Annotated in this window: 20 protein-coding genes; 15 read left to right on the forward strand and 5 right to left on the reverse strand. The window is 58.8% G+C overall.

Going from position 1 to position 22,108, the window contains the following annotated elements; all coding sequences use genetic code 11:
* Positions 1 to 16: 16 nt before the first annotated feature.
* From LHU53_RS13225 to LHU53_RS13265, 10 genes are all read left to right on the forward strand, one after another.
* Positions 17 to 241: a hypothetical protein gene (locus LHU53_RS13225; RefSeq protein ID WP_227333132.1), complete on the forward strand. Its 225-nt coding sequence runs from the start codon at positions 17 to 19 to the stop codon at positions 239 to 241.
* A gap of 271 nt (positions 242 to 512) precedes the next feature.
* Positions 513 to 1,733, forward strand: coding sequence for a glycosyltransferase family 4 protein (locus LHU53_RS13230; protein ID WP_227333133.1), 1,221 nt, complete (start codon positions 513 to 515; stop codon positions 1,731 to 1,733).
* A gap of 84 nt (positions 1,734 to 1,817) precedes the next feature.
* Positions 1,818 to 1,949: a hypothetical protein gene (locus LHU53_RS19735; RefSeq protein WP_255632032.1), complete on the forward strand. Its 132-nt coding sequence runs from the start codon at positions 1,818 to 1,820 to the stop codon at positions 1,947 to 1,949.
* A gap of 113 nt (positions 1,950 to 2,062) precedes the next feature.
* Entirely contained in the window at positions 2,063 to 2,305 is a 243-nt protein-coding gene (locus tag LHU53_RS13235) for a type II toxin-antitoxin system Phd/YefM family antitoxin (protein WP_227333134.1), read from the forward strand.
* Complete coding sequence (locus LHU53_RS13240; protein ID WP_227333135.1) at positions 2,302 to 2,718, forward strand: type II toxin-antitoxin system VapC family toxin; 417 nt, start codon at positions 2,302 to 2,304, stop codon at positions 2,716 to 2,718. The genes LHU53_RS13235 and LHU53_RS13240 overlap by 4 nt, the downstream gene beginning before the upstream one ends.
* Before the next feature lie 44 nt (positions 2,719 to 2,762).
* Positions 2,763 to 4,004, forward strand: a complete 1,242-nt coding sequence (locus LHU53_RS13245; RefSeq protein WP_227333136.1) for a glycosyltransferase family 2 protein — start codon at positions 2,763 to 2,765, stop codon at positions 4,002 to 4,004.
* A 21-nt stretch (positions 4,005 to 4,025) separates the two neighbouring features.
* Positions 4,026 to 4,925, forward strand: coding sequence for an ATP-grasp fold amidoligase family protein (locus tag LHU53_RS13250; protein WP_227333137.1), 900 nt, complete (start codon positions 4,026 to 4,028; stop codon positions 4,923 to 4,925).
* A 462-nt stretch (positions 4,926 to 5,387) separates the two neighbouring features.
* Positions 5,388 to 6,437 carry a glycosyltransferase family 2 protein gene (locus LHU53_RS13255; protein WP_227333138.1) on the forward strand — a complete coding sequence of 350 codons (1,050 nt, stop codon included), beginning with the start codon at positions 5,388 to 5,390 and terminating at the stop codon, positions 6,435 to 6,437.
* Positions 6,438 to 6,650: 213 nt separating this feature from the next.
* On the forward strand, positions 6,651 to 8,606 hold the full coding sequence (locus tag LHU53_RS13260) for a capsular polysaccharide biosynthesis protein (protein ID WP_370632305.1): 1,956 nt from the start codon (positions 6,651 to 6,653) through the stop codon (positions 8,604 to 8,606).
* 10 nt (positions 8,607 to 8,616) lie between these two features.
* Positions 8,617 to 9,402 carry an SDR family oxidoreductase gene (locus tag LHU53_RS13265; protein WP_227333140.1) on the forward strand — a complete coding sequence of 262 codons (786 nt, stop codon included), beginning with the start codon at positions 8,617 to 8,619 and terminating at the stop codon, positions 9,400 to 9,402.
* Positions 9,403 to 9,412: 10 nt separating this feature from the next.
* Here LHU53_RS13265 and LHU53_RS13270 read toward each other — a convergent pair whose 3' ends face one another.
* From LHU53_RS13270 to LHU53_RS13285, 4 genes are read right to left on the reverse strand one after another with little or no spacing between them, the layout of a single operon-like run.
* Positions 9,413 to 10,699: a capsule biosynthesis protein gene (locus tag LHU53_RS13270; protein WP_227333141.1), complete on the reverse strand. Its 1,287-nt coding sequence runs from the start codon at positions 10,697 to 10,699 to the stop codon at positions 9,413 to 9,415.
* Between the two features lie 40 nt (positions 10,700 to 10,739).
* Positions 10,740 to 11,381, reverse strand: a complete 642-nt coding sequence (locus LHU53_RS13275; RefSeq protein ID WP_227333142.1) for a GNAT family N-acetyltransferase — start codon at positions 11,379 to 11,381, stop codon at positions 10,740 to 10,742.
* A gap of 34 nt (positions 11,382 to 11,415) precedes the next feature.
* Positions 11,416 to 12,324 (reverse strand): SPFH domain-containing protein, encoded by a 909-nt coding sequence (locus LHU53_RS13280; protein ID WP_227333143.1) that lies wholly within the window; start codon positions 12,322 to 12,324, stop codon positions 11,416 to 11,418.
* A 24-nt stretch (positions 12,325 to 12,348) separates the two neighbouring features.
* Positions 12,349 to 12,774, reverse strand: coding sequence for an NfeD family protein (locus LHU53_RS13285; protein WP_227333144.1), 426 nt, complete (start codon positions 12,772 to 12,774; stop codon positions 12,349 to 12,351).
* 129 nt (positions 12,775 to 12,903) lie between these two features.
* Between LHU53_RS13285 and LHU53_RS13290 the strand changes: the two genes are divergently transcribed.
* Positions 12,904 to 15,192: an arginine/lysine/ornithine decarboxylase gene (locus LHU53_RS13290; protein ID WP_227333145.1), complete on the forward strand. Its 2,289-nt coding sequence runs from the start codon at positions 12,904 to 12,906 to the stop codon at positions 15,190 to 15,192.
* Between the two features lie 70 nt (positions 15,193 to 15,262).
* Here LHU53_RS13290 and fabI read toward each other — a convergent pair whose 3' ends face one another.
* The gene (fabI, locus tag LHU53_RS13295) at positions 15,263 to 16,057 is read right to left on the reverse strand and encodes an enoyl-ACP reductase FabI (RefSeq protein WP_227333146.1); all 795 of its coding nucleotides are present in this window, start codon (positions 16,055 to 16,057) and stop codon (positions 15,263 to 15,265) included.
* A 99-nt stretch (positions 16,058 to 16,156) separates the two neighbouring features.
* On the opposite strand from fabI, the gene LHU53_RS13300 reads away from it, so the two are divergent.
* From LHU53_RS13300 to LHU53_RS13315, 4 genes are all read left to right on the forward strand, one after another.
* Complete coding sequence (locus LHU53_RS13300) at positions 16,157 to 17,956, forward strand: extracellular solute-binding protein (RefSeq protein WP_227333147.1); 1,800 nt, start codon at positions 16,157 to 16,159, stop codon at positions 17,954 to 17,956.
* Positions 17,957 to 18,199: 243 nt separating this feature from the next.
* Entirely contained in the window at positions 18,200 to 19,234 is a 1,035-nt protein-coding gene (locus tag LHU53_RS13305) for a microcin C ABC transporter permease YejB (RefSeq protein WP_227333148.1), read from the forward strand.
* Between the two features lie 51 nt (positions 19,235 to 19,285).
* Positions 19,286 to 20,320, forward strand: coding sequence for an ABC transporter permease (locus LHU53_RS13310; RefSeq protein WP_227333149.1), 1,035 nt, complete (start codon positions 19,286 to 19,288; stop codon positions 20,318 to 20,320).
* A 35-nt stretch (positions 20,321 to 20,355) separates the two neighbouring features.
* Entirely contained in the window at positions 20,356 to 21,999 is a 1,644-nt protein-coding gene (locus LHU53_RS13315) for an ABC transporter ATP-binding protein (RefSeq protein WP_227333231.1), read from the forward strand.
* The last annotated feature ends 109 nt before the right edge of the window (positions 22,000 to 22,108 follow it).

Genomic DNA, 22,108 nt, shown 5'->3' on the forward strand with positions numbered 1-22,108 from the left:
GACCGTACTCAACAGCGTGGCCGCGTTTCTGGACCGTGAGTTCATGGCACTCGCCATGGCTGTGCCGCCGCAGGGCAAGCTGTCGGGTGAGTTGTATCGCCGGGTGCTGCGCACGAACCGCCCCGCGCTTGAAAAGATTCCATCTAGCAACGACAAGGATTGGCCCGCCGCCGCCCAGTCATGGCCACGGCCGCCACACAAAGTTATCACGACGAGATTCAGCGCGCGGCTGGCACGCTAGGTGGCTTGATGCGAGCAGAGTTTTTAACCAGCGATTGGTCCACCGCGGTGAATCGCCCATCGTCGGCTATGGCCGAACTGCGGCTGGCGCAGGCGTTGGGTGAGTTGGCTTTTTGGGTTAATGAGTATGGGGCTGGGTAGGGTCGTGGTGTGATTTGGATTTACCTATGGATGAGTTAATTAACCGCCTGACGGCATCTGATGGTGTGTTGATTGCACCACTGCGGCGTTACGTTGCGCCTGCGCGATTACTGTATGCCGTCAACCATTCCATGCCTTTTTCGTCTAACGGCTATGCGGTGCGTACGCATGGTGTAGCCAGTGCGTTGGTCAAGGCGGGGTTGGATGTAATTGCTGCCACCCGGCCTGGCGCGCCGTGGGATCAGCCGGGTTTTCAGGGGCAAGACTTTGCATGCAGCCATGTTATTGACGGGGTGCGGTATGTGCACACGCCGAAGCCATCAGAAAAAGATGGGCCGCTGGCCCAATACATGGCCCGTGCTGTTGAGGTGTTCAAGGAACTGATGCGGGTTTTTAAGCCGACTGTTGTGATGGCCGCATCAAATTGGCGCAATGCCTTGCCAGCGGCCATTGCGGCGCGTGAGCTGGGGATGCCATTTTTTTACGAGGTGCGTGGGTTTTGGGAGCTATCTCACGCAGCCCGGGACGCCGTTTGGGCGCAGTCACCACAATTTCACCGGGAAGTGGCGCATGAAACCGCTGTGGCGCTGTCTGCGCAGACGGTGTTTACCATCAACCGATTTATGCGAGACGAGCTGGTGCGCCGTGGCGTGGATCAGGCGCGGGTGCAGTTGGTGCCCAATGGGTTCGCGGGGTGGCCCACCCCGCTTGAGACGAAGGCGCTTGGCCGGGTTGATTTGGGCATCAAGGCACGCTATGTGGTGGGCTACATCGGGTCGTTCAATGGCTATGAGGGGCTGGAAGACTTGATAGAGGCCGTAGCTTTGCTGCGCGGGCGTGGGCTGGACGTGGCGCTGCTTTTGGTGGGCTCATCAGAGTCGCGCGGGCTGGGCGCGGGTGTTGGCATGGCCTGCCCGGCTACGTTGGCCTACCGCAATTTGGCGCAGCGTCTAGGTATTGGTGACGTTGTGTTCACGCCGGGCCGCGTGGCGCCAGATTTGGCCGACCAGTATTACGCCCTGCTGGATGTGGTGGTCATTCCCCGGCGGCCTTTAGCTGTGTGTGAGATTGTTTCGCCCTTGAAGCCACTGGAGGCAGCAGCACATGGCAAGCGTGTGTTGATGTCAGATGTTGGCCCGCTGGCGGATTTGGCAGCGTTGTGCCCGAATTTCAGCTATTTCAAAAAGGGCGATATGAAGTCGCTGGCTGAAGAGCTTGCCAAGGTGTTGGCTGGGTGTGATGCGCCGTTGGCCAGGTGCAGCGCGCTGGATGCGCTGACCTGGGACATGAATGTGGCGCCCATGGTTTCTGCGGTACGTTCATTGGAGTTGACGCCGCGTCTGGCCTTGTGATGGTCTCAAAATTTGTAGCTTCTCGCTCTTTACCCGTAAAGGCTAGAGGCATATTCTTTATATAAAGTGCTCAAAACTTCAGTCATGAAAATCACCATCTCCGATACCGGCTACCTCGGCCTGTCCTTGGCCGAGCTTCTGTCCCAACACAACGAGGTGGTGGCGCTGGACATCGCGCCCAGCCAAGGTGGACAACCGCCTAGCGCCAGAGCTTGATGATGTGGCCAACAAGGTTGACACGCGGGATCTGTTTGGTGGGGATGCGTGATAGAGCACCTAATCAGACTAGTCAGAAGCTACACTGACTGGCGTATTTCCGGAGGTAAATGATGAGTACATGGCAGCTGCAAGAGGCGAAAAGTCGCTTCAGTGAATTGGTTGAACAGGCTTTGTCCAACGGTCCGCAGTGGGTTACCCGCCGCGGCGAAGAGGCTGTGGTGGTACTGGCTGCGGCCGACTACCGCCTGCTCCAGCAAGGGCCGTCACTGGTAAAAGTGTTAACAAACGCGCCCAGGGGCGAGCCGCTGGTGTTGCAGCGCTCAGTCGAGCCTGTTCGCGACCTTTATTTATGAAATACCTGCTCGATACATGTGTTTTGTCAGAGCTGATCAAGCCAGAACCCAACCGGGCGGTGCTGGACTGGGTGAGTGCGCGTGCCGATTCAGATCTTTTTACAGCAGCTATGGTCTTGGCTGAGTTGCATCGAGGTGTAACCAGGCTTGCCAGTTCAAGACGCAAGCAGGAATTGACGCAGTGGCTAGAGAATCTGCAAAAGGCTTTTGACAAACGGGTGCTGCCCTTTACGTCACAGACGGCCGAGCACTGGGCGGCGATGTGTGCCCGCGCAGAAAGCGTGGGTAAGTCCATAGCGGCTTTTGATTCGATCATTGCAGCATCAGCCGTTGAAAACGGATTGGCGCTCGTTACGCGCAACGTGCAAGACTTTGCGGCAGTGCCAGTGGTTATTGTCAACCCCTGGGAATGAATGGGGTTCTCCTCTTATAACTTTCAATTTGAGCTTTTCTTGATATGGATTTACCAAACATTTTTAACCTGGCGAATCAATATGTTGTGCGGCAAGCTTTTGACAAGGCCTATGTGTTGTACGACTTGTTGGCCAAGATGTATCCAGCGTTTGCGCCTTACCGGGCCAACCGGGAGATGATCCGGCCGTTTTTGAAGAGCGACAAAATCACAGTGCCGCGCAAGATGATTTACCGGGCCTTGCACGCGGCCCACTTCTTGGCTGAAGACGGGCACCTTGCGCAAGCACAGTGGTGCTTGGCAGTCGCCAAGGAAAGCCCTGAGGCCTTGATGGGCCAGGCCAATGTGATTGCCGACAAGGCCTCAAACGAATGGTTGCAGGCGGTGAACGGGTATTTGGCCAGCCATGGTGCCGCGCCGCTGGGCCTGACTGCACCAGCTAGCTCACACGACATTGTGTTGCACCAATTGCAGGCAACCCCGACTGGGGCCAACACGCCAGCGGCGAGCGGTGCGAGTGATACGCCCTTGGTCACGGTGATGATGTCTTGTTACAACGCGGAGAAGACGGTGGAATACGCGGTGCGCTCGGTATTGGCCCAAACCCATGCCAATTTTGAGCTGTATATCGTGAACGACCGCAGTACGGATGGCTCTGCAGCCATCATGGAGCGGCTAAAGGCGCAAGACCCGCGCATCAAAACACTGCACAACACCAGCAACCTCGGTACCTATGTGTCACGCAACCTGGTTTTTAGCCAGTGCAGCGGGCGCTTTTTCACCACGCTGGACGCCGACGATCTGGCCCTGCCTGACCGCCTGCAGAAGCAGGTGGCAGCCCTGGAGAGCAACCCGGCATGGGTGGGCACGCTGGGCCACTGGGTGCGTATTACGCCGGCGGGCAGATTTGTGTTCAAGAACTGGACCGCTTCTTACCTGCACGAGGCAGTGGCCACGCTGATGATCCGCAGAGAGCCGGTGCTGGAGAGCATTGGCTACTGGGACAGCGTGCGGTATGCCGCAGACACCGAGTTTTATCACCGCCTGCAAAAGCACTTTGGACCTAAGGCGGTGCATAAGATGGAGCGGCCACTGTGCTTTGCGCTGTACCACCAAGACAGCCTGACCATGAACACGGAAACGGGCATATCTGAAGAGTCCGGCCTGTCAGAATCCCGCCGAGCCTACCGCGACAGCTGGAAGCACTGGCACCAGAAAAACAAAAAAACCCGCATCGACTTCCCGGCACGCTACCGCGCTTTTGATGCGCCGCTGGAAATGCAATGAATTTAATTAATAGACGAGCCAATGAATACCAATGTAGATAATTTGGGTGAATTCAGGAATCCCAAGACCTGGACTGATTTTTCATATCTCCGATGGAAACAAAAAGAGCCCAAAATAAATAGATTAAACAAAATAATATTAAAGACTCGTTTGGCTGAGATTGGCATTTCTTGCGCAAAGAAAATTGCCGAATTTGACTCTGCGTCAAAAATATTACTTGCTGGATTGCCTGAGGCGTTTGTATTAAAACCAAGTTCACTTTGGTCGGCCACTGGGGTTATGCTGCTGCATCGTGTGCATGGAACTAATTTGTATTTCAATGCGATGACAAAATCTGTTATTTCTGAAGATCGAATTATTGATTCTCAGAAAAATCTGGAAATTAAATTAAAAAAGCCAATTAAATTCATAGTCGAAGAACGTGTGTTTGATGAAAATATCGACAATATAATTCCGTTGGATTACAAAGTTTTCTCTTTCAACGGGATAAATAAATTTATCTTGCAGGTGGATCGAAATCATCAAAAACCGAAGCTGTTTTTCTATGATGGCTTATTTGACCCGATTACTGACGGACGGGTTATTATTCCAACCTTTAAGGCGGAATCAATGGGGCATCAACGGAAGCCCCAGTGTTACAACCAGATACTTCAGTCAGCAAGTGAGATATCCCGTAAGTTTGCGTACCCTTTTGTTTCTGTAGATTGTTATGCCACAAATAATGGCGTTGTCATCGGGGAGCTCACATCCACACCTGGCGGGCCATGGTATGGGTCCATGTACCGTTTTTCAGATGAATTTGATGAATTGCTTGGGAATGCTTGGCTAGAGGCTAGCAAACAGCTCAAACTCGAATATCCAAAGGTTCCATTGAAATACGATATTTGCAAAGACAGCAAGATTTGTCGCCAGGTTGGGTAGGCAGTGCTGGTGCTCTGTCAGATTGACAACATTCAGGGTGCATAAAGCGTGCGGCGCAGACTGGGATTTTTCACGTATCTTGCGCAACGGCGCTTTGCCGATGCCTTGGCGCAATTGGAGCCGCAAACCTGGCCTAAAAGCGGCTGGGATTTATGGGCGGCTTACAGGCTGGGGCTTTACGCCACGGTGGCAAGCGCTCGCTGGGACGGCCGACACCAAATGGGTGGCATGGCAAAGGCTGTGTCGCTTGCGGCGTGCGGGCATGCCGAGGATGCCGCGGCGGTGGTACGGCGCCTGAAGGCTCGCCACGGTGACGGCGCTTACCTGCACAGACTCGCAGACGACCTGGCACCATTTGCGCCAGCGCTGGCGCTTGACTTGCTGAAGCCGTTGCACGCGCCAAGGGTGCTTCATTTGGCCTTGCTACTGCGAAATGGCCAGATGGATCAAGCGCACGCAGTTTTGAAAACAGCATTTGCGCATGGTGCTGCTGCCCATCAGCCCGAACTGTGGCTGCTGGCGACCAACGCTTTTGGGGGTGAGCCCGCAGAGCAACTGCAGCGTTTGAACGCCTATCTGGGCTCGTTTGCATTGCCTGCCCTTGCTTTGCAGGATGCGGCTCTGCCACCTGTGCCCGGCAATTTGCGTAGTGCACAGCCTTTGCCTGGCCTGCAAGGGCCACTGGTGAGTGTGATCATGACGGCCTTCAACGCCCAGGATCGCATTGGTTACGCCATTGAAGGGATGCTGTCTCAGTCTTGGCGCCAGTTGGAGGTGGTGGTGGTGGATGATGCCAGTACCGATGGCACGGCCGAATTGGTCGAGGGACTGGCAGCCAAAGATGCCCGGGTGCGCCTTTGCCGATTGCCGTGCAATGTGGGCACTTATGTTGCCAAAACGGTGGGCTTGCATCTGGCGCGTGGTGAGTTCGCTACCTGCCACGACTCGGACGACTGGTCTCACCCGCAGCGCATTGAGCAGCAGGTGCGCCCCTTGCTCGCCAACCCCCGGCTGATAGCCACCACGTCACAGTGGGTGCGGATGGAGGACAACGGAAACTTCTATGCACGCCCTGTGCATCCACTGGCGCGTTTGAACCCGGCCTCGCCGCTGTTTCGACGCCAGGAGGTGGTCGAGCGAGCCGGGTTGTGGGACGCCGTGCGCACGGGTGCAGACAGTGAGTTTTTGAGCAGGTTGCGCCTGGTTTTTGGACGGCAGGCGATCAAGCGACTGGTGTTGCCACTGACCTTGGGGTCACACCGGCCGGGCTCGCTGATGACCGCTACTGAAACCGGTTACGGTGCCACCGGTGTGTCGCCAATACGGCTTGCCTATTGGGAAGCCTGGACGCATTGGCATATTTCTTCGCTTCATGCCAAGCAAAAGCCGGTGATGCCAGACGTTCGGCATGCCAGGCCTTATGCCGTGCCCGAGGCTATTGCGGTCTCGCAGGTTCATGCACGACGCTGTCTGGATGACGCTGTTCGACAGATGGACAGTGGGGATGATTGAGCGGCCAGATTCACAGCAGGGGCAGCAGCCGGTATGGCTTGCGGCGACGCGACGCCTGCGCAGCATGGTTCAAGCGGAATCCTTGCTCGGGCAACCGTTGCTGTCCCCGCACGAGTTGCGTGAGACCCAGGTTGCACAAGCAGTCGTGGCTTGGGGGCGAAAGCCAAGTGCACGGTTGGCGGCCCGTCTTGCGCAAAACGGCGTCTGCCGCTGGTGCAGTTGGAAGACGGTTTTTTGCGCTCTTTTGGAACGGGTGAGCACTTTCCCGCCATGTCGCTCGTGGTGGACGCGCAAGGCATTTACTATGACTGCACAGCGCCTTGTGCCCTTGAGAGCATGTTGAATTCGTCAGCTGATGTCATGGCTGGCCTCGCTGACGAGGTGGCACGCGCCAAGGCGTTGGTGCTTGACCACCGGCTGAGCAAGTACAACCATGCGCCGGATTGGGGCGACTGCCTTCAACCGAACCCTCGCCCAGAGGGAGAGGGGACAAATGCGGGGGAGGTGGGTATCAGGCGGGTGCTGGTGGTGGACCAGACTGCTGGCGACCTGAGTGTGGCGCTTGGCGGTGCCAACGCGGCCACCTTTGTCGCCATGCTGGCTGCAGCACGTTCGGAGAACCCGCAGGCCACCATTTATGTCAAGACGCATCCCGAAGTGACTTCGGGCCGCAAGGGGGGATATTTGACCCAGGTGCAGGATGACGCACACACGGTGGTGCTGCGTCAGGCCATCAATCCGCTGAGTTTGATTGAACACATGGACAGGGTGTATGTGGTGACGTCCACCATGGGTTTTGAGGCCTTGCTGGCGGGCAAACCCGTGACCGTGTTCGGATTGCCTTGGTATGCCGGCTGGGGGGCAACAGATGACCGCCAGACCTGCAGCCGCCGCTCCCGCCAACGTTCGGTAGACGAACTGTTTGCCGCAGCGTACTTTCACTACACCAGGTATTTGAACCCGGTGACGCATCAGCGAGGCACCATTTTTGATGTCATTGATTGGCTGGTGCGACAGCGCCAAGCCGCCGGCCTGGGCATTGACAAAAAAGCCCCGCGCAGCATGATTTGCCTGGGTTTCGGGCGCTGGAAAGCGGCATACATCAAGCCGCTGTTGTCGTTGTCTCCCGAGCGTGTGCATTTTGTCCCCAACACCGAAGCGGCAGCACAGCTGCAGCCCGTGCCGGGTGATGCGCTGGTGTTTTGGGGCGCCACAGAGCCGACAGGCGCCGCGGCTTTGGCGCAACAAACCGGGGCGCAGCTGCTGCACATGGAGGATGGCTTTGTGCGCTCAGTGGGGTTGGGCTCGGACTTGATCCCTCCATTGTCTTTGGTGCTGGACGGGCGTGGCATTTATTTTGACCCGAGGCAGCCGTCTGATCTGGAGCATCTGCTGGGCACCGCCGCTTTCACAGACGATGAATTGGCCATGGCCCGCAAAGTGCGGGCGTTCATGGTGGCGCATGGCATCACCAAATACAACCTGGAACCGCGCGAGGCGGTGGCTTGGCCCAGCGGCGGCAAGCAGGTGGTGCTGGTGCCGGGCCAGGTGGAGGACGACGCCTCCATTCGCTTTGGCTGCACAGACGTCAAAACGAATTTGGGCCTGCTGCAGGCCGCGCGCCGGGCGCACCCGGAGGCTTTTGTGGTTTACAAGCCTCACCCGGATGTGCTGTCGGGCAACCGGGCTGGCCAGCTGGCCCTGGCGCAGGCGCAGCCATGGGCGGACCATGTCGAGGCGCGGCTGTCGGTGGTGAGCTGCATTGCGGCCTGCGATGTGGTGCACACCATGACGTCGCTCACGGGTTTTGATGCGCTGTTGCGTGGCAAGCGGGTGGTGGTGTATGGCCAGCCGTTTTATGCGGGTTGGGGGCTGACAGATGATGTGCTGACGGCAGGCGTCGCGTTTGCACGCCGCAAACGTCGTTTGTCGCTGGACGAGTTGGTAGCCGGCACCTTGCTGCGTTATCCCATTTATTGGGACTCGGCATTGAAGGGCTACACCACCTGCGAGGCGGTGTTGCACCGTCTTGTGGAAACCCGCAGCGCGTTAGAGGCCAGTGGCGGGCTGGAAAAACTGCGTGTGGGCTATGGCAGAAGACAACTCCGAAAGTTAAACACGGTGGCGCGCATTTGGTTAAAGCAACTTAAAGATGAGTTGGTTATATGAACGATTCACCATGAAGCCTACCTTGCCGCGCATCGTGGTTGTCACAGGGGCCAGCGGCGCTATTGGCGCGGCGCTGGCGGATGTGTACGCCGCGCCGGGGATGTGCCTGGCACTGCAAGGGCGCCATACCAAGCGCCTGGATGCCACAGTCAAGCAGTGTCAAGCCAAGGGGGCTGACGTTTTTGTGTGCGAAATGGATGTGCGGGATGCGCAGGCGCTGCGTGGTTGGCTGGAAGCGTTTGACACCGATCACCCGGTGGATCTGCTGATTGCCGATGCCGGGGTGGCCAGCGTGCTGGACGACCTGGGTCATTGGGAAACGCCTGCTGCGGTGGAAGAGGTGATCAGCACCAATTTGTTGGGAACCATCAACACCGTGCAGCCCATTGCAGAGCGCATGCGAGAGCGCGGTCGCGGACACATCGCCATCGTGAGTTCGCTGGCGGCCTTGAGGGGAATGGCGATTTCGCCGGCTTATTGCGCCAGCAAGTCAGCGCTGCATGCCTGGGGGCAGTCCATCAGGCCGTTGCTGCGCGCCAAAGGAATTTCACTCACTCTGATTTACCCTGGGTTTGTGCGGTCCAAAATGAGCGATGCGTTTCCGGCAAGTACGCCGTTTTTGATGGAGGCGCCACGGGCTGCTGCGCACATTCGACGTGGTTTGGATGCCCGAAAGGCCACCATCGCCTTTCCTGCCATTTTGTGGCTGGGTCTCAAGTTGCTCAATGCCTTGCCTGATCCCTGGGGCGACGCGGTGATGAGCTTTCTGGGTCTGTCGCCGCAGAAGCGCTCGTAAGAAACGACGCTTAGAGCCTGATCAGCTCTTGGTGAATGCCCCGAGCCGTGTTGACCTGAACCTTGTGCAGCCGGTCTACCGCCGCGGCCACGGCGTTGTCCAGGCCAGGCTGGTTGTAGAAAACACCGCGGATCTGGATGCTGGCTGCCATCAGTTTGATGTAGTCATCGCGCAACGGTTTGTCGGGCGACGTCCTTTCTGACCAAAAGGCATCCAAGCTACCTTGAAAGGTCAAACCGGGCACATCGAAGATGGCCTGACCAAGGGTTTTGACCGGGCAGTCCAGTTGCAGTGCGCGCAACCCTGATGTGCTGTTGATGGTGACCATGCCAAGGGCGGTTTCGCAGAGGTGGTCAAGATTGCCGCCGTCCAGATAGTGAACCCGACCCGCCACACCTTGCAGTGAGGCTATTTTTTGGATCAGCTTGTTCCAATCACGCAGCCCGGTGTCCATCGGGTGAACCTTGACGATCAGGTGGGTGTCTGGTGGCGCCTTGGCAGCAAAGGAGGTCACAACCTCTTTGATCGAGTCCCCCTGGTCCGGGTAGTTGGAATATGCCCTGAGCTGAAAATCATAGGCAAGCTGTAGCGGATGAACAAAGTAGCGAGGATGGTTGTTGGTTAACACCGAGATCGCGTGATGTGTACGCTTTCTGAGCAGTTTTTCCTTCAGCATGCGCCAGCCCGTGCCCAAATAGATCAGCGGAAGCGGCTGCATCTTGTGGGTGCGATAGTGTGGAAAAAGCCAACGAAATAACACATTCGCGATGTGATAAACCACGTCCCAGGTTGCCATGCGGAAAAAGCTGTCAGTGAATTTTCTGCTCATGTCAGCCGCCGGGACCCTGGCTGCGAGCGCCCGGATCACAGCCGGGTCGCGGGGAAAACAGGAGTTGCCAGACATGCCGTCACGCTCCAGGGTGATCCAGTCGGGCCGCAGGTAACCAAAATCTGTCACGGTCACGTGGATGCCACGCGTCTTGGCCGCAGCAATCGCTTGCTTGTGGTAGTCGCGCTGCTCGCCAAGCAGCACCAGATCTGTGATCTGATGCTTGTCCAGGAAGGCTTCGATGAAAGCTGGCCAGTCTTGCAGGCGGCCACGGTAGTTGGTGGCCCCGGGTCGGCGCCAGAACAACTGATCGCCGATGCTCAGATTGATGCAGTGGACGTGGTGGCCTAACGACGCCAGACCGTTGCCGATCTGGGTAAAAAAGGGAGATATTGGGCCTTGAAGAAACAAAAAAGCGCCGATGTCTTCAGCTTTTCTAGGCAAACGGGTGCAGATGGGGCGATTCATTCAAGAGGGTAAACAGGCAACCGGTGTGTTGACGGCCTGATTATTCCACGCGCTTGTTTTGGATCGCCAAAACCAGGCGACGGGTATTTGGCACCGCCGCCCTGGGCCCGGAAAACCGGTTTTCTTTGCCGACACTGAACCCATAACGTTCATACAGCGCCTGGGCGCGGGGGTTGTTGACGGAGACATCGAGCGCAAACTGGTGTCGCCCCAGCGCCCGGGCTTGGGCTCGGTGGTAGTCCAGCATGCATTTGCCAATGCCGGTGCTTTGAAATTGTTTGACGACTGCAAAATGTGCCAGGTAATGCATGGTTTGAGCGGGCGGCGGCATGAGGGATGTCAGGTGAACACCCCGCACGGCCAAGTCGGTCAACTTCCACGCTGGATAGAACTGCCACAGTTGCCAAAGATGTGCCAGGGTCAGCCGAAGGTAGGCCGAGAGGTTGTACAGCGCGGCAATGCCCACCACCTGGTCGTCAAGGGTGGCAACAGTGTGGTTTTGGTAGCCCAAAAATCCTTGGCCGTCAACAAACGCGAAATGCAAAAAATCCTGTTGGGTCTTGTCGTGACGAGGAAAGCCGTAATCAATGGCCTGCGGGCCGGAACTGTAGATGAGCGGCACCGCAGCTTCGGCATCTTGCGGCGTGGCCGGGCGAAACTGGCATGGCGGATGTGCGCTCATGGGTACGGGCGTTGTCTCGCGCCTGCTGGGCACTCTATTTCTGCGTCTGAATCATTCTCATGGCCGAGACCAGCAGCGACGACACTTCCGTCATGTTGCTCGGCACAATCAGCGTGGTGGTGGCATCGGCGGCAACCTTGCCGTAGGCGTCCACCGCTTTTTCTGCCACTTTCAGCTGCACCGCCTGTTCGCCACCCGGCTGGCGAATGGCAGCGGCTACCCGCTCAATGGCTTGGGCATTGGCCTCTGCCACGGCCAGAATGGCTGCCGCCTCGCCTTGCGCGTTGTTGATGGCCGCCTGTTTTTCACCCTCGGAGCGTGCAATGTAAGCCTCGCGTTCACCCGTGGCGATGTTGATCTGCTCCTGTCGGCGGCCTTCCGAGGCGGCGATCAGCGCGCGTTTTTCACGCTCGGCGGTGATCTGCTGCTGCATGGCGTGCAGGATTTCCTTGGGCGGCGTCAGGTCCTTGATCTCGTAACGCAGCACTTTCACGCCCCAATTCAGCGCGGCTTCATCAATGGCTTGCACCACTTGCGCGTTGATGATGTCGCGTTCCTCAAACGTTTTGTCCAGCTCCAGTTTGCCGATGACCGAGCGCAGCGTGGTTTGGGCCAGTTGCGAGATGGCGACGATGTAGTTGCTGGAGCCGTAGCTGGCGCGCATGGCATCGGTCACCTGAAAGTACAAGATGCCGTCCACCTGCAACTGCGTGTTGTCACGGGTAATGCACACCTGGCTGGGAATATCCAGCGGGATTTCCTTCAACACATGTTTGTAGGCCACCTTGTCGATGAAGGGCATCAGAAAGTTCAGCCCCGGCGTCAGTGTGCCGTTGTACTTGCCCAGCCGCTCCACCACCCAGGCGTGCTGCTGCGGCACCACTTTGATGGATTGCCCGATAAAGATGGCGGCGATGATGAACAGAATGACAGCGATTTCCATGACGATCTCCAAGAGGATGGTTGTTCAGTTTTTTTTCAGGATCAGGCGGCTTCCCACCACCTCGGTGATGCGGTACACGCCCCCAGTGGCCACTTCCCCGGCCGCCAGGCTGGCGTCCCAACGCGCACCGCGGTAGTGCACACTGCAACTGCCATCGTCGTTGAATGCCGCGACGTGGACGGTCTCACCAATATCCATGTTCACATCGTGGTTGGCCCGGGCCGGGGCAGCCGAGGGCCGGGACCGTTTGAAAGCGCGCCAGAGCAGGGTGGAACCGCCTCCCACCAACGCGGCTGCCACCCACTGCCAGGTGGTGCTGGCACCGGCATGCGCTGCCAAGGCCGCCGCCATCAGACCCACGGCGAGCATCAGCAGGTAAAACGTGCCCGTCACCAGCTCGGCCGCCACCAAAGCCCCTGCAGCCAGCCACCAAAGTGTCGAGTCAGCCATCCTGGTTTCCTGTTGTGTTGTCAGCATGCCATTTTCGGATGAAAGAGCGGCCTTGCCATCGTTCGGTCTGGTTTAGTCCTTACACTTCGCGCCAATTTGTTCAATCACTGTGAGTCGTTGGAGTCCGCCATGAAGTTTCGCTTTCCCATTGTCATCATCGACGAAGATTACCGGTCCGAAAACACCTCGGGGCTCGGCATTCGCGCCTTGGCCCAGGCCATCGAGTCTGAGGGCTCAGAGGTGCTGGGCGTGACCAGTTATGGTGATTTGAGCCAATTTGCCCAGCAGCAAAGCCGCGCCAGCACGTTTATTTTGTCGATTGACGACGAAGAGTTTTCCACGGGCCCGGAGCTGGACCCCGCGGTGGTCAACTTGCGCCACTTCATTGAGGAAGTGCGCCGCAAAAATTTGGACGTGCCGATTTACATCTACGGCGAAACCAAAACCAGCCGCCACCTGCCCAACGATATCCTGCGCGAGCTGCACGGCTTCATCCACATGTTTGAGGACACGCCCGAGTTTGTGGCGCGCCACATCATCCGTGAGGCCAAAAGTTACCTGGAGGGCGTGCAGCCGCCGTTTTTCAAAGCCTTGCTGGACTACGCCGAAGACGGCTCTTATTCCTGGCACTGCCCGGGGCACTCGGGCGGTGTGGCCTTCCTGAAAAGCCCGGTGGGCCAGATGTACCACCAGTTTTATGGTGAAAACATGTTGCGCGCCGACGTCTGCAACGCGGTCGAAGAACTGGGTCAGCTGCTGGACCACGACGGCGCCATTGGCAAGAGCGAGCGCAATGCCGCGCGTATCTTCAACGCCGACCACTGCTTTTTTGTCACCAACGGCACCAGCACCTCCAACAAGATGGTCTGGCACCACACGGTGGCGCCCAACGATGTGGTGGTGGTGGACCGCAATTGCCACAAGTCGATCCTGCACGCGATCATCATGACCGGCGCCATTCCGGTGTTTTTGAAGCCCACGCGCAACCACTTCGGCATCATCGGCCCGATCCCCAAAAGCGAGTTTGAGCCGGCCACCATCAAGGCCAAGATCAAGGCCAACCCGCTGGTCAAGGAACATCTGCCAGACGTGGATGTGGACCAGATCAAGCCGCGTGTGTTGACGCTGACCCAGTCCACCTACGACGGCGTGCTCTACAACACCCAAACCGTCAAGAACATGCTCGACGGCTACGTGGAAAACATCCACTTTGACGAAGCCTGGTTACCCCATGCCGCGTTTCACCCGTTTTACGGCACCTACCACGCCATGGGCAAACACCGCCCACGGCCCAAACACGCCATGGTGTATGCCACGCAGTCGATCCACAAGCTGCTGGCTGGCATCAGCCAGGCCAGCCACGTGCTGGTGCAGGACTCCCAAACCGTCAAGCTGGACAAACATTTGTTCAACGAGGCGTACCTGATGCACACCAGCACCAGCCCGCAATACAGCATCATTGCCAGCTGCGACGTGGCCGCCGCCATGATGGAGCCGCCCGGCGGCACCGCGCTGGTGGAGGAAAGCATTGCCGAGGCACTGGACTTCCGCCGCGCCATGCGCAAGATCGACGAAGAGTACGGTGACGACTGGTGGTTCAAGGTCTGGGGCCCGGACAAGCTGGTGGATGAAGGCATTGGCCGCGCCGATGACTGGATCATCAAGGGCGAATCACGCACCAACAAGAGCGGTGTCAACTGGCACGGCTTTGGCAAGATGGCCACCGGCTTCAACATGCTGGACCCGATCAAATCCACCATTGTCACGCCGGGCATGGACCTGAATGGCAAGTTTGCCAAGACCGGCATTCCAGCCAGCATCGTGACCAAGTTTTTGGCCGAGCACGGGGTGGTGGTGGAGAAAACCGGGCTCTACAGCTTTTTCATCATGTTCACCATTGGCATCACCAAGGGCCGCTGGAACAGCATGCTGACCGCGCTGCAGCAGTTCAAGGACGATTACGCCAAAAACCAGCCGATGTGGCGCATCCTGCCCGAGTTTTGCCAGAAACACCCCCGGTACGAGAACATGGGCCTGGCCGACTTGTGCCAGCACATCCACCAGCTGTATGCCAAGTACGACATTGCCCGACTCACCACCGACATGTACTTGAGCGACCTGACCCCGGCCATGAAACCGAGCGATGCCTACGCCCACATTGCGTTGCGCAAGACCGAGCGGGTCGAGATTGATGATCTGGAAGGCCGCATCACCGTTGGGCTGGTGACACCTTACCCACCGGGCATTCCGCTGCTGATCCCGGGTGAGGTGTTCAACAAGAAGATCGTGGATTACCTCAAGTTCTCACGCGAGTTCAACGCGCAGTGCCCAGGGTTTGAGACCGACATCCACGGCTTGGTGGAAGAGCTGGGGGCAGATGGCCAGGTGCGCTACTTTGCGGACTGTGTGAAGCCCTGAGCGCGGTCAAGACAATCTAAAACGGATAGACGCCAGTCCTGATGACATCAGGACTGGCGTCTCATGTCTTTCAAGAACCGTTGGATTCGACCACGGCCACGGCGGTCTGGCTAACGCCGCAATCGACATAAGAAATCTGACCGGTCATGCCCGATGCCAGATCACTGAGCAAAAAGGCGGCCACATTGCCCACTTCGTCAATCGTCACGTTGCGCTTGAGCGGAGATGCCGCAGCGGAGATGCCCAGCAACTTGCCAAAGTCCTTAATGCCGCTGGCGGCCAGCGTCTTGATGGCACCAGCGCTCAGGCCATTGACACGGATGCCCTTGGCACCCACAGCGTCGGCCAGATAACGCACCGACGATTCAAGTGACGCCTTGGCCAAGCCCATGGTGTTGTAGCTGGGCACCACCCGCACGCCGCCCAGGTAAGTCAAGGTCAATAACGACGCGGTGTCGTTCAGATACGGCAGGGCGGCCTTGGCCATGGCGGGAAAGCTGTAGGCGCTGATGTCGTGCGCGATGCGGAAGTTTTCGCGGGTCAAACCGTCCAGAAAATTGCCGGCAATGGCTTCGCGCGGGGCGTAACCGATGCTGTGCACAAAGCCATCAAACTTGGGCCAATGGGCCGACAGGTCGGTAAACAGCTTCTCGATCTGGGCGTCGTCCCCCACATCGCAGTCAAAAATCAGCTTCGAATCAAAATCGGCGGCAAATTCGGTGATGCGGTCCTTGAACCGCTCACCCACGTAGCTGAATGCCAGTTCGGCGCCTTGTGCGTGGCAGGCCTTGGCAATGCCGTAAGCGATGGAGCGGTTGGACAACACACCGGTGATCAATAGTTTTTTGCCTGTCAGGAATCCCATTTCGACCTCTTCAATTTTTCTTGCTGCTGGAAAGCACTGCAAACGACGCCATTCAACTGGCCGATGAAACTGCAGTGACAGATGATGCAGAATTGTCGCATGCGTTGCCTTCTGTTTTTTGTGTGCCTGACTTGGATCAACCCGCTGTGGGCCGCGCACGGATACGCCCTGTGGGGCGACTTGAAGTATCCGGCGGGTTTTGCGCATTTCGACTATGTCAACCCGGCCGCGCCCAAAGGCGGTGAGCTGCGGCTGGTCAGCAATTTGCGGGTCTCCACCTTTGACAAATACAACCCGTTCACCATCAAAGGCTCCGCCCCAGCCTACCTGTCTGACCTGATGTTTGACTCGCTGCTGACGGGTGCGCTGGACGAAACCGGCTCCGGCTACGGCCTGTTGGCACAAGACGTGACCGTGGCCCCGGATGGGCTGAGCGCCACCTTCACCCTGCGCCGGGCGGCGCGATTTCACAACGGCGACCCGGTGTTGGCGCAAGACGTCAAATTCAGCTTCGACGCGCTGATGGGGCCTTACACCTCGCCGGCCTACAAGACGCTGCTCGACGATGTGGCGGGCTTGGATGTGCTGGATGACCACACGGTGCGTTACCGTTTCAAAAAGCCTAACCGCGAACTGCCGCTGACGGTAGGAGGCTTGCCGGTGTTCAGCCGGGCCTGGGGGGTGGAAAACGGCCAGGCCAAACGTTTTGATGCGATCGTGACCGACACACCCATTGGCAGCGGCCCCTACAAAATTGGCCCGGTGCGTTTTGGCAAGGACATCACCTACGTGCGCGACCTCGGCTACTGGGCCAAAGACCTGCCGGTGCGCCGCGGCACGGCCAATTTCGACCGCATCACCGTCAAAATTTACAAAGACGGCACGGCCCGGCTGGAGGCGCTGAAGGCGGGTGAGTTTGACCTGATGCGCTTTTTCTCGGCCGGTGATTGGGCGCGGCGTGTCAACGGCAAGCGTTTTGACACCGGTGAGTTGGTTAAAAAGGAATTCCAGCACCGCCTGCCCACCGGTTTTCAGAGTTATGTGCTCAATACCCGTCGCGAGGTTTTCAAGGACGTGCGGGTGCGCCAGGCGCTGGGGCTGGCGATGGATTTTGAATGGATGAGCCGCCAGCTTTTTTACAACGCCTACCAGCGCGTCAACGGCCTGTTTGGCAACACCGACTGCGCGGCCAGCGGCTTGCCGGGTGCGGAAGAACTGGCGTTGCTGGAACCTTGGCGTGATCAATTGCCGCAGGCTGTGTTTGGCCCCATGACCGTGCCGCCGCGCACCGACCCGCCGTCGTCGCTGCGTGCCAACCTGCGTCAGGCGCAGGCGCTGCTCAAGGCGGCGGGCTGGGAAGTGCAGGGCGGTGTGCTGCGCAACGCCCTGGGTCAGGCTTTGGAGATCGAGTTTCTGGACAGCAACGAAGGCAGCGCGCGGGTGGTCACCCCTTGGGCACGCAATCTGGAAAAACTTGGCATCACGCTCAAATTCCGGCCAGTGGACTTTGCGCTCTACCAGCAACGGCTGCAAAAATTTGAGTTCGACATGACCTCGCTGGCATATGGCGGCACGCACAACCCCGGGCAGGAATACGCCGACCTGTTTGGCTCCAAGGCGGCCGATCAGGAAGACTCCGGCAACATGTCAGGCATGAAGAACCCAGCCGTGGACGCCTTGATCCGCCAGATGACCGCCGCAAAAACCAAGGCGCAGTTGTTGCCTGCTTGCCGTGCGCTGGAGCGGGTGATTGCCCACAGCCATGTGCTGATCCCCCAGTGGTCAGCCCCGACGCACCGGATGGTGTTCAACAACTGGCGGCTGGACCAACCCGCCGCCATGCCGCCGTACGCCCAGGGCGAGGGTTGGGCGATTGACACCTGGTGGGCTAAAAGATGAACACCCCCCGGCTTGCCCACTGCCCCGGCATCGGCTCTTGCCGATGCCGCTCGTGGCCGCTTGACATGCCAGCCGCCAAAGGCGGGGCCCTTCGGTCAGTCCAAGTCTGCGCAGGCAGACTTGGAGCCGCTGACCTCAGCCCCTTGCAGGGGGCAACACCTGTGGCCCGGCGAAGCCGGTTCCACGGTGTTTCTGGCTTTTGCGCTACAGCTGTCCCGCACCAACTGATAGCACGGTATTGATATGTGGATTTACATCCTCAAACGCCTGTTGCTGATGATCCCCACGCTGTTCGGGGTGTTGCTGATCACGTTCGTGGTGATCCAGTTTGTGCCCGGTGGCCCGGTGGAGCAATATCTGGCCGAAGCCAAGGCGGGCGCTGGCAAGGGCGCAGCCGCCGAGGGCGGTGGCCTGAGTTACCGCGGTGCACAAGGGGTGGACCCGCAGCGCATCGAGCAGATCAAGGCCTTGTATGGCTTTGACAAACCGGCGCACGAGCGGTTTTTCCAGATGCTTGGCCAATTCGCCCGGTTCGACCTGGGCAAGAGTTTTTTCCAGAACAAAAGTGTGGCCGACCTGATCTGGGAGAAGTTGCCGGTGTCGATCAGCCTGGGGCTGTGGACGTTTTTCATCAGTTACCTGGTTGCAGTGCCGCTGGGCGTGGCCAAGGCGGTGCGCGCCGGCTCCCGGTTTGATCTGGTGACCACGCTGGTGGTACTGGTGGGGTATGCCATTCCGGGTTTTGTGTTGGGGGTGGCGCTGCTGGTCATTTTTGGCGGCCAGTTGCAGTGGTTTCCGCTGCGTGGCCTGACATCGGGCAACTGGGACGAACTGAGCTGGGGCGCCCGCGTGATCGATTACCTGTGGCACATTGCGCTGCCGGTCACCGCCATGGTGCTGGGCAGTTTTGCCGTGACCACCATGCTGACCAAAAACGCTTTTCTGGAAGAAATCCGCAAACAATATGTGATCACCGCGCGCGCCAAGGGCCTGAGCGAGCGCCAGGTGTTGTGGAAACACGTCTTTCGCAACGCGCTGATTCCCATCGTCACCGGCTTTCCGGCGGCGTTTATCGGCGCGTTTTTCACCGGTTCGCTGCTGATCGAGACGCTCTTTTCACTCGACGGCCTGGGCCTGCTGAGTTACGAGAGTGTCATCCGCCGTGATTACCCGGTGGTGCTGGGCACGTTGTATTTCTTCACGTTGATTGGTCTGGTGACCAAACTTATTTCCGACCTGTCTTATGTTTGGGTGGACCCGCGTGTCAAGTTTGACTAAGCCGCCTGTGGCGGACTCACTTTGTGTCGCCGTGCGAAAGGGCGGACTTTCGTGACTTTCTCTTCCCAAACACCGTCTGCGCGCGCCTGGCAACGCTTCAGGCGCAATCGGCTGGGCTTCTGGAGTCTGGTTGTTTTTTGTACGCTGGTGGTGCTGAGCCTGTTGGCCGAGGTGATCAGCAACGACCGCCCGCTGCTGGTGTCTTATGAGGGTGAACTGTATGTGCCCATCGTGCGGGATTATTCTGAGAAAACCTTCGGTGGCGATTTTGATACCCACACCGATTACCTGGACCCGTTCATCCGTAAGCAGCTCAGCAGCAACGGCAACTGGGCGCTGTTTGCCCCCAACCCCTACGGCCCCAAAACGCTGAATTATTTTGCCAAGGCGCCCAACCCGTCGGGGCCATCGGCTGACAACTGGCTGGGCACCGACGACCGAGGCCGGGATTTGCTGGCGCAACTGATCTACGGCTTTCGCGTGAGTGTGTTGTTTGCGCTGGCGCTGACCTTGGTGGGCACGGTGCTGGGCATCGTCACCGGGGCGATCCAGGGCTTTTTTGGTGGCAAAACCGATCTGGCGTTTCAGCGGTTCATCGAGATCTGGGGCTCCATGCCCGAGTTGTACCTGTTGATCATCTTCAGCGCGGTGTTTGCACCCAGTCTGGCGCTGCTGCTGGTGTTGCTGAGCCTGTTTGGCTGGATGGGCCTGTCGGACTATGTGCGTGCCGAGTTTCTGCGCAACCGCCAGCTCGATTACGTGCGAGCCGCGCGTTCGCTGGGGGTGAGCAACTGGCACATCATCACCCGGCACCTGCTGCCCAACAGCCTGACGCCGGTGGTGACGTTTCTGCCGTTTCGCATGAGTGGCGCCATTCTGGCGCTGACCTCGCTCGATTTTCTGGGCTTGGGCGTGCCACCCGGTACCCCGTCACTGGGGGAATTGTTGTCACAGGGCAAAAACAACATCGACGCATGGTGGATTTCGCTGTTCACCTTTGCCGTGCTGGTGATCACGCTGCTGCTGCTGACCTTCATGGGGGACGCGTTGCGTGATGCGCTGGACCCGCGCAAGGCCGACAAATGAGCCGACCTGTTGCCGTGTTGTCCAACGCTGGCGGCATGTCGTCCAGTGCGGGTTCGGGTGCCCATGATTTAAAGCCGATGCCGCTCCTGGATGTGCAGAACCTGTCGGTATCTTTTTGCAGCCGCACGGTGGTGCATGGGGTGAGCTTCAGCATCGCGCGCGGCGAAAAACTGGCGCTGGTGGGGGAGTCAGGCTCTGGCAAAACCGTCTCGGCGCTGAGCCTGCTGCGTCTGGCTGAGCAGGCCACTGTCTCTGGCCAGGCCTGGTTTGACGGGCAAGACTTGCTCGCCTTGCCAGAGCGGGCATTGCGTGCGATTCGTGGCCAGGACATCGCCATGATTTTTCAGGAACCCATGACAGCGCTCAATCCGCTGATGCGTGTGGGCGACCAGATTGCCGAAGTGATCACGCTCAAGCAAGGCCTGGCCGCGCCAAAGGCGGGGCTGGCAGCCGTTGACTTGTTGGCGGAAGTGGGCATCGACGACCCCGCACGCCGTTACCGGGCCTACCCACACCAGCTCAGTGGCGGGCAGCGTCAGCGCGCCATGATTGCCATGGCGCTGGCCTGCCACCCCAAGCTGCTGCTGGCCGATGAGCCGACGACCGCACTCGATGTGAGCCTGCGCGGCCAGATTCTGGACCTGCTGGACCGGCTGCAGCGCGAGCGTGGCATGTCGGTGCTGATGATCACCCACGACCTGAACCTGGTGCGCCGTTTTGCCGACCGTGTGGTGGTGATGGAGCAGGGGCGCGTGGTGGAGCAGGGCGCCACCCGCACGCTGTTTGCCAACCCGCAACATCCCTATACGCAGCGGCTGATGGCCAGTCAGCCCGAGCGCGACCCGCTGGCCGACACGGCGCCAACCCCTTTGGGGCAAGCACCGGTTTTAACGGCAACCGGTCTGCGGGTGAGTTACCCAACGCCCTTGCCGGGCCTGCGTGGCTGGTTCAAGCGCGGTGAATTTGTCGCGGTGCATGGTGCCGACTTTGCGCTGGCACCAGGCCAAACGCTGGGCGTGATGGGTGAGTCGGGCTCCGGCAAATCCACGCTGGCGCTGGCAGTGCTGGGTTTGCTGCCGTTTCAGGGCAAGCTGACGTTTGCGGGCGACAGCTGGGGCCATGACAGCGCCAGCAACAAGGCGCTGCGCCGACAGGTGCAGGTGGTGTTTCAGGACCCGTTTTCGTCCCTGTCACCGCGCATGACGGTGGAAGAAATCGTCGGCGAGGGACTGGGCGTGTTTGAGCCCACGCTACCCGCCAGCCAACGGCGCGAACGTGTGGTGCAAGCGCTACAGGATGTCGGGCTGGACGCAGACACCACGGGTTCGGTCACGGCTTTGCTGGGGCGTTACCCGCATGAGTTCTCGGGCGGGCAGCGTCAGCGCCTGGCGATTGCCCGCGCGCTCATCATCGGGCCCCGGATCTTGGTGCTGGATGAACCCACCAGCGCGCTGGACGTCACCGTGCAAAAACAGGTGCTGCAACTGCTGCAACGCCTGCAGCGCGGACACGGCTTGAGCTATTTGCTGATCACCCATGATGTCGCGGTGATTCGCGCCATGGCCCACACGGTGTTGGTGATGCGGGCTGGCGAGGTGGTGGAGACGGGCCTGGTGCATGCCGTGCTTACCAACCCAAAACATGCTTACACCCGGATTTTGGTCAGTGCCGCTGGTTAAAGCGTTCAAAATCAAAGCGTTCTGATTGATTTTCAGGTACAATCCGTCGCTTCACGACCAAACGGGCGAGTCACTTCCGCCCGTTTTTTTTGGTCGATTGTTTTTGGCT

Origin of the sequence: Rhodoferax sp. U2-2l, assembly GCF_020594515.1 — a bacterium.
In the GTDB taxonomy this organism is placed as follows: Bacteria; Pseudomonadota; Gammaproteobacteria; order Burkholderiales; family Burkholderiaceae_C; genus Rhodoferax.